Origin of the sequence: Streptomyces sp. HSW2009 (genome assembly GCF_040240285.1) — a bacterium.
Taxonomy (GTDB): Bacteria; Actinomycetota; Actinomycetes; order Streptomycetales; family Streptomycetaceae; genus Streptomyces.
Window position 1 is genome coordinate 1 of sequence record NZ_JBEHZD010000389.1, and the last position, 7,789, is coordinate 7,789.

Consider the following 7,789-nt stretch of genomic DNA (forward strand, 5'->3'; position numbering starts at 1 on the left):
GGGCGGGGCCCGGCGCCGGGTGCCCGGGGCCGCACGTGTGGGGCGCGCGGTCCCGGGCCGTGGTGGGGCCGGGCCCGCCGGAGCGGACCTGGCCTCGTCGGGCCTGGATTGGCGGTCTCAGGCCATGGATGGGGGGATGGGGGTGGTACGCGGGGCACGGCGCGCCGGGCGGCGGTCAGGGAGGGAGCCCGGTCCGGCGCGCCGGCCGTCCTACGCCGACGCTCGCCGGCAGACCGGCTGTCCTACGCCGGCCCACACCGACACTCGCCGGCACACCGGCCGGCCCCGACCCGCGGGCACACCGGCCGGCCTGGGCCGACCGTCAAGCACGCCGACCGTCAAGCACGCCGGTCGGCCGCGCCGTCACAGGTCGCGCCGTCACAGGTCGCGCCGGCTACAGGTCGCGCCGGCTACAGGTTGTTCAGCCAGGTACGGAGCGCCTGCGGCCCGTCGTAGCCGACCATCCGGCTGCCGGCCTCCTGCCCGTTGCGGATGTTGATCAGCGTGGGGATGCCCCGTACGCCGTACTTCTGCATGATCGCCCGGTTGGCGTCCGCATCGACCCGCGCCCAGACCCAGGTGCCGTTGTCCGCGGTGTTGTACTGCTGGAGGTAGGGCTTCATCTTCTGGCACCAGTGGCACCAGGACGCGGTGAAGTTGAGCACCACGGGGCGGGTCTTGGACATCTCCATGACCTGGCTGAAGTTGGCCGCCGTCACATCGACGACGGACGGTTCGGCCGCGACCCGGGAGCTGGCCGTGGAGGGGGTGGGGGACGCGACTGCCGGCAGTGCGGCGCCGCCCAGCAGTGCGGCCACCGCAGCCGCCGTGACCATGGTTCTACGGAACATCGGTGTCACCTCTCGATTAATCGGATGGCGTGAAATGCCGTGTGTTTGCGGTTGTGTTTACGGTTGGTTTTGCGGTTGTGCTTCCTTGCTGGTGGTGCGGCTCCGGTGGCCCGGGGGTACGGTCACCGGCGCCCGGGATCAGGCGGCGGCCGACTCCGTCGGCAGTTCGCCCCTGACCCAGTCCTCTATTCCTTCGCGGTACTTGCGCACGTTGGGGTAGCCGAGCTCGATGAGTCGGGCGCCCACCAGTTCGCTGTTGCGACAGGGCACGTTGGCGCAGTAGACGACGAGGGGTACGCCCTGGTCGGGCAGGAGCCGCGGGGCGAGTTCGGCGGTGAATCGGGCGGCTTCCTCGTACGGGAATCCGGGGATGTTGATCGCGCCGGGCAGGTGTTCCCGCTCGTAGTAGTCGGCCGGCATGGTGTCGATCACGATGACCGCGTTGGCCGCAATTTCCTTACGGAGCTGTTCCCTTGTGATCAGTGGCAGCACATCAGCCTCCGGATTGCGTCATGTTGACCTCGGTCAGGGGCGACCGGGTATTCCCGATGGGGGGCGTGCGCCGGGCCGCGACGAGCTTTCCGACGACCGCGTACAGGACCAGGGCGGTGACCACCGAATTGATGGCCGGGATTCCGGCGTCCACGTATTCGCCGACCAGTGCGCCACTCGCCCAGCAGACGAGGGAGAGCGGCATCCAGTCGGCGCCGCCGGCGGGCAGCGTGCCGCTCGCGCGGGCCCGGTCGAGTTCCGTGCGGAAGCGTCGGACCAGGAAGTACTCGGCGATGATGACGCCGGCCACCGGCGGTGCCAGGACGCCGATGGTTTCCAGGAAGTCGGTGAAGTCGTCCACGATGCCCACGGCCGACAGGGCCGTGCCGCCGGCGCCGATGACCACGGTGACCACCCGCCGGCTGACCCGCCGGCCGAAGAGCACGTCGATGGAGTTCACCAGGCCGAGCGAGGAGGAGTACAGGTTCCAGTCGTTGATCTTCAAGATCGCGGTGGCCAGCACCAGCGTGCCCAGCACCCCCGACGAGGAGGTGATGATGCCGACGATGTCGGAGCTCTGCGCGGCGTGCGCGAGCAGCACCGCGGTCAGCCCGATCAGGTATTCCCCCAGCGTGACGCTGATCAGCGTCTGTTTGACCACGTCGGACGGGCGGCGGTTGAACCGCGTCATGTCCGGCGTCATCAGCGCGCCCAGGATGAAGGCGCCGGAGACCAGCGTGGTGCCCTCGGCGAGGGAGAGCGCGGGCCCCGGCGGCGGGGAGCTCAGCAGGTCGCCGATGGCGTGGTCGGAGAGGGCGTCCACGACCGAGTAGCCGGCCAGGATGAGGAATGCGGGCACGGTCAGATAGGCGGTCCAGGCCATGATGGTGAACCCGTAGACGGTGATGGCGGTGATGACGACCCCGCCGATCAGTGCCCACGCCCATTCCGGGGTTCCGCTGGACAGGTCGTGCATGCCCTGCGCGAAGACCCCGTTTTGCACACCGAACCAGCCGGCCAGACTAAAGGCGATGAGCAGACCGACCAGCGCCGATCCCTTGCGGCCGAATCCGGACCAGCGGGCGAGCATCGAAACCGAAAGCCCTTCCCTTACTCCCGCAATGCCGAGGAGAATGGTGATGACTTCCAACATGACCGAGCCCACGGTGATGGCGATCACCGCATCGGTGAAGTCCATGCCGAATCCGAGCACCGCGCCGAGCAGGAACTGTTGGAACGAGGAGACCTGCCCGAAGCGTTGCACGGCGACCGATACCCAGGAATGTCGGGCCTCGTCCGGCACGCGGGTCAGCGCGTAATCGTCGAGCCGATCTTCTTCGGCTTTCTTCATGGTCGCACCCCGAGCGCTCCAGCGCCGGCCGCCTGCGATTCCTCTTGCTGTACGACGAGAAACCCCTGCCCCGGAGCCGGCGCCCAGGAGAGGCGTCCCGAATAGAATTCCTCCAGGAATGCGACCCGTTGGTGGTAGACGAAGAACGAGGGCCCGGCCCCGCATATCCCACCGGAGTCGGCAAACAACGGGAGTTCGGCCAGGAAGTACCGGACGGCGTGTTGCAACTGTTCGGCGTCCGGGGTGCTGCCGGGCGGCAGCTTGCGGTCGAGCACCCAGTGCGTGGCGTCCAGACAGGCGCCCCGGAAGGCGGCGTCGGCGGCGAACAGCTCCTGCGCCTGCGCCAACAGTTCGCCGTAGCGCGGCCGTTCCGCCAACTGCGCCATGCCCAGGACCAGCCGCTGCGGCTGGTCCACGTCCAGGGCGCGCAGCGCGGTCGCCACCTTGTTGTGGACGTACTGGCCCTGCCGTGCGGCCTTGCGGCGGGCCCGGGCCTGGGGGTAGCCGAGCGCCTCCAGGGTGTACGCGGCGACGGTGTCCGGGATGAAGAAATGGCACCGTTCGAAGCGCGTTAACGCCCATTGCGCCAGTGCGGTCAGCCGCTCCGTGCTGAAATAGCTATTGAAGGGGCTGACCCCGATGCACACGTGCGATGCGGTCGACAGCAGACTGCCGCACCGCTCCGTGAGTGGTTCAGAGTTGAACATTTCTCGACCTCGCCAACGACTCGTATGGCCAACTCCTGGCACGGCCACGGTCGGGCCGTTCTGGGATGAGACCGCCAGCAGGATCTTCACGCCCCCTCGAATGCCCGGGTAGTGTCAGCGGGCTATGCCGCACACGCATACCCGGCGGCCCGGTAAAGGCTCCGCGCGTAGCGCAAAAAGGTACGGACCAGAATTCGCGACGGGGCCACAGGTGAGGCCGCGACCGACCGGCAAACGGTGCAAACGCCCGCCTCCCGCCGCCCCCTTGAAGGCGCGCCCACACAAAGCCCGGGGCCGGTAATTCCCTTCCCGACCCTGGTGTTCAGGACCGGCGAGGCTTACCTTCTTGGCCATGGAGTTGCAGCTTCGCCATTTACGCAATCTCTGTGCCGTTGCGAACGCCGGGTCCCTCAACAAAGCAGCGGCCGAGCTCGGATTGCCGCAGCCCGCGCTGAGCCGGCAGATCCGGCGTCTTGAGACCCTGCTCGGCGGCGCGCTCTTCCAGCGCGGCACCTGCGGCGTGCGCCTCACGCCGCTGGGCGCCAGCGTGCTGCACCACGCCGAGGCGATCATCCAGCGCTTCGCCGATCTGGACGCACAACTCAGCGCCCACCAGCAGCGCCAGCGGCGCACCCTGCGCGTCGGCTGGGACGCCGGCCCGCTCTCCGAGGCGCTCCTCGGCTGCCTGTGGCAGGTGCGCCCGGACGGCAGGCTCCGCGTCATGACCGTCGAGTCCGCCTGCGAACTCGATGCGCTGCTGCGCGCGGGCGAGGTGGACATCGGCCTGTTCAGCATGGACAGCAGGTCCCAACTCCCCGCTACCGACGGCCTGTTGACCGCGCTGGTGGCCGAGACCCCGGTACTCATCGCGCTCGCCGCCGGCCATCCACTGGCCCACGCTCCGGCCCTGCACATGGCCGACCTCGCGGGCGAGGAGTGGATCTCCGTCCTCGGCCCCGACGGCTGCCAGGACGCGCTGCGCCGGCTGTGCGGGCCGTACGGCTTCCAGCCCAAGATCACCTACGACATGCCGGTCTCCGGCCCGCGCTGCGACGTGATCCGGCACCGCGGCTGTGTGGCCCTCACCCAGCAGATCCGCCCGGTCGCCGCGGGCACCGTGCACCGCAAGGTCGTCGACCTGCCCTCGCGCATGCGGCACTGGCTCGCCGCGCTGCCCGGCAACCCGGCCGCCGGGCTGCTACCCGCGCTCGCCGGGCTGCTGTCCGCGGCGCACGAGGAGTTGACGCGCGAGCGCAGCGCCGCCGACCGCATCGCCGCCGTGCCCACCACGCCGATCGGGCGGCGCCGCCCCCCCGCCGCCGAAGGCCGCGCCCCCACCGCCGCGCGCCCCTCCCCCACCCCCTCAGGAACGTCTGCTTGTCATGACCCTTGAAATTCATGACCTGCGCATCCTGCGCGCCATCGCCGAGGCGGGCAGCCTGGCCGGCGCGGCCCGGGCGCTCGGCACCAACCAGGGGAACATCAGCCGCCAACTCCAGCGCATCGAGCGCGGCACCGGCGTCGCGCTGTTCCGGCGCGCGCCCCGCGGCACCACGCCCACCGACGCGGGGCACCTGGTGCTCAGCGGCGCCGAGACGCTGCTGCCGCTGATCGACTGGCTCCTGGACGCCGCCGCCCGGGAGGCCACCGAGCAGCGCGCCCGCCAGGTCACCGAGCAACCGGCCCGCCCCGCGCGCGGGGACGCGGTACGCATCGGCTCCGTCGGCCACCCCGTGCTGCCCGCGCTCGCCGGCGCCCTGTGCACGCTGCTGCCCGGCACCGCGCTCGGCATCCACACCGACGACTCCAGTAGCGCCCTGCTCGACCTGTTGGTCGGCCAGGAGCTCGAAGCCGTCGTCGTACGCCACTTCCCCGGGCAGGACGAACCGTTGCCGGCCGGCGTGGCGAGCGCGGTCATCGCGCGCGAGGGGCTGCTCGTCGGCATCGGCGACCGCCATCCGCTGGCCGGGCGGGGCTCCGCGGCCCTGCGCGACCTGCCGGCGGGCACCTGCGTCCTGGTCGACTCGCGCAACCACACGCTGCGCCGGCGCTTCGGGGCGGCCATCGAACGCACCGGCGCCGCCCTGCGGTTGTCGTGCGCCGCCGATGAGGCGGCGGCCTCGGCGCTGGCCTGCGCTTCGCGTGCGGCGTTCGCGGCCTTCCCGACGCCGGCGCCGCTGCCAGGCATCGCCTTCCTGCCGCTCGCGGACCCGGCGGCCCGCTATACGCTGCTGCTCGCCTGGCCGCGTACGGGCCGACTCGCCCCGTACGGGACCGACCTGGCGGAGCGTCTGCGCCGCGCGTACCCGTCGCCGCTCAGCGACTGAGCCCGCGCCGGGCGCACCGCCATTGGCGCCGCGTAGCCGGTTCCACACCATCCGTTATCGGGAACAAGGACAGCAAGCAGGCATTCGATCCCCCACGTTCCCCACCCCGCACCCGCATCCCGCACCCGGCGTCCCCACGGCGCCGGTCTTCCGCCCGCTTCCCCCTGTTCCCTGTCCCTCGTCCCGGGAGGCATCTCCATGTTGCGCGGAATCGACGTCAGTTCGCACCAGTCGACCGACTTCAGCACCGAAGGGCTCTCCTTCGTCTTCGTCAAGGCGACGGAGGGCCGCTCGTACGTCAACCCCAAGCAGTCGGCGCAGGCCAGCCGAGCCCGCAAGGCCGGCTGTGTGGTCGGCTTCTACCACTTCCTGTGGCCGGGCAACCTGGCCGACCAGGCCCAGTACTTCGTGCGCGAGTGCGCGTCCAAGGAGGGCGACCTGCTCGCCGTCGACTGGGAGAACACCGGCAACGGCACGCGCGCCAGCAACGCGGAGAAGGACACGTTCCTCCGCGAGGTCAAGCGGCTGCGCCCGACCCACCGCGTGCTGCTCTACTGCAACCGCACCTTCTGGCTCAACCACGACACCACGTCCTACGCCGGCGACGGCCTGTGGATAGCGGACTACGTGGCGGCCGGCAAACCCCGCATCAAGGCCAAGTGGCGCATCCACCAGCACACCGAGCACCCGATCGACCAGAACGTGGCGGACTTCGCCAGCAAGGAGGCGCTGCGCACCTGGGCCACGTCCTAGCGCGCGGTGCGGTGCGGGCCGGGCGGGCCCGTGCCCCCGGCGCGGCGGCCGGTCAGGCGGCCCCGGCCCGGCCCGTGTTCAGGTCCCGTGTTCAGGGCCTGCGCACCTCGTACAGGAAGCAGCCGTAGTCCGCCGCCCGTACGTGTACGAAGGCGACGTCCGGGTCGGCGAACGCCGTGCGCAGGGCCTGGTCCACGAGGGTCCGCGCGCGGTCCGGGTCGTCCGGCACCCGCACCACGGCGCCGCCGGCGATCGCGCCACCGCCGCTGTAGCCGCGGAACGCGCGCAGGGCTCCGGCCTCGGCGAACGGGGAGCCGGGCACCCCCTTCGGGCCCGTGCACCGGCCGGTGTGGATGAAGACCGGACCCGTCTCGTCGTAGGCCCCCGCATCGACGCCGGCCGCCGCCGCCCACCGGCGCAGCGGGGCGTAGGAGACGAGGGCGATCCGCTCGCCCGCCCGGCTCCGGCGCAGGCAGCAGCGCAGCGGCGCGCCGTCCAGGTCGTGTACGTAGGGCACGGGGACGGCGCCGGCGTCGTCGCGTACCCGGAGCCCGTCGAGTACGTGCGGGGCGATGGCGAGCGGCTGGTGCGTCACAGTCGTCATGCGCTCAGGCTGCGCGGCGGAGGCCGCCGATGCTGGCGGTAATGCGACGTCGCATTCGGGGCGCCGGACCCGCGTCGGCGCCCCCGCCGGTGGTGCGCCCGGCCCAGGGCCACGCCGCCGTGCCACCGTACCTTCGCGCCGCTGGCCAGACCGCCAGGCCCCGCGGGGCGAAGCCCGAGCGAACCGAGGAACACCAGGTCAGCGGCATTGTCAGAGGGAGCGCTTAGGCTCATGGCATGAGTTACGCAGACGTACGCGAACTCCAGAGCGCGCTCACCACGGCATCCGACATCGCCTTCTCGCTGGGGTCCGAGCCGTCCGCCCTGGAGACGCATCAGCTCACCGACGCGCTGCGGCGTGCGCTGGCCGCGGCCGGTGCGCTCGGCGCCGAGCACGGCGGGACGGGCTGTTCGGAGCACCCGCGCGGCGCCGTCGACCCGCTGTACGGCGACAAGGACGACCCGCTGCCCCCGGGCTGGGGCCGCTGTCTGCTGTGCAACGACCGCCGCCGGCGGGCCAGCGTCCAACGGCGCGGCGGCCGTTGACCCACCGCGGCGCCACCGCGACACCACGGCCACGGCGGTACGGGCCCGCGGCCGTGCGGGCCACCGGCGGTGCGGGGTCCAACGGGCCGGGCCCCCGCGCGGGCGGCGCGCTCGGCGCCGGCCCTGCGGGGGCCCGGGTGGTTCGCGGCCGGGCCGGGG

The 7,789-nt window shown here is 71.8% G+C and carries 9 protein-coding genes; 4 read left to right on the forward strand and 5 right to left on the reverse strand.

Going from position 1 to position 7,789, the window contains the following annotated elements:
* Positions 1-410: 410 nt before the first annotated feature.
* The 4 genes from AAHZ94_RS24155 to AAHZ94_RS24170 all read right to left on the reverse strand — a co-directional run bounded on the left by AAHZ94_RS24155 (position 411) and on the right by AAHZ94_RS24170 (position 3,401).
* A complete protein-coding gene (locus AAHZ94_RS24155) occupies positions 411-851 on the reverse strand; it encodes a thioredoxin family protein (RefSeq protein ID WP_349995169.1) in 441 nt (146 codons plus the stop codon).
* Between the two features lie 138 nt (positions 852-989).
* Entirely contained in the window at positions 990-1,343 is a 354-nt protein-coding gene (locus AAHZ94_RS24160; protein WP_349995171.1) for a rhodanese-like domain-containing protein, read from the reverse strand.
* A 1-nt stretch (position 1,344) separates the two neighbouring features.
* Complete coding sequence (locus tag AAHZ94_RS24165; RefSeq protein ID WP_349995173.1) at positions 1,345-2,694, reverse strand: purine-cytosine permease family protein; 1,350 nt, start codon at positions 2,692-2,694, stop codon at positions 1,345-1,347.
* On the reverse strand, positions 2,691-3,401 hold the full coding sequence (locus tag AAHZ94_RS24170; protein WP_349995175.1) for a tRNA-dependent cyclodipeptide synthase: 711 nt from the start codon (positions 3,399-3,401) through the stop codon (positions 2,691-2,693). Before AAHZ94_RS24170 ends, AAHZ94_RS24165 begins: the two co-directional genes overlap by 4 nt.
* Before the next feature lie 352 nt (positions 3,402-3,753).
* On the opposite strand from AAHZ94_RS24170, the gene AAHZ94_RS24175 reads away from it, so the two are divergent.
* The 3 genes from AAHZ94_RS24175 to AAHZ94_RS24185 all read left to right on the forward strand — a co-directional run bounded on the left by AAHZ94_RS24175 (position 3,754) and on the right by AAHZ94_RS24185 (position 6,481).
* A complete protein-coding gene (locus AAHZ94_RS24175; protein ID WP_349995177.1) occupies positions 3,754-4,794 on the forward strand; it encodes a LysR family transcriptional regulator in 1,041 nt (346 codons plus the stop codon).
* Positions 4,784-5,728, forward strand: a complete 945-nt coding sequence (locus tag AAHZ94_RS24180; RefSeq protein ID WP_349995179.1) for a LysR family transcriptional regulator — start codon at positions 4,784-4,786, stop codon at positions 5,726-5,728. Before AAHZ94_RS24175 ends, AAHZ94_RS24180 begins: the two co-directional genes overlap by 11 nt.
* Positions 5,729-5,926: 198 nt before the next feature.
* Positions 5,927-6,481 carry a glycoside hydrolase family 25 protein gene (locus tag AAHZ94_RS24185; RefSeq protein ID WP_349995181.1) on the forward strand — a complete coding sequence of 185 codons (555 nt, stop codon included), beginning with the start codon at positions 5,927-5,929 and terminating at the stop codon, positions 6,479-6,481.
* A 91-nt stretch (positions 6,482-6,572) separates the two neighbouring features.
* Here AAHZ94_RS24185 and AAHZ94_RS24190 read toward each other — a convergent pair whose 3' ends face one another.
* A complete protein-coding gene (locus AAHZ94_RS24190) occupies positions 6,573-7,085 on the reverse strand; it encodes a DUF1203 domain-containing protein (RefSeq protein ID WP_349995183.1) in 513 nt (170 codons plus the stop codon).
* A 236-nt stretch (positions 7,086-7,321) separates the two neighbouring features.
* On the opposite strand from AAHZ94_RS24190, the gene AAHZ94_RS24195 reads away from it, so the two are divergent.
* The gene (locus AAHZ94_RS24195; protein WP_349995184.1) at positions 7,322-7,630 is read left to right on the forward strand and encodes a hypothetical protein; all 309 of its coding nucleotides are present in this window, start codon (positions 7,322-7,324) and stop codon (positions 7,628-7,630) included.
* The last annotated feature ends 159 nt before the right edge of the window (positions 7,631-7,789 follow it).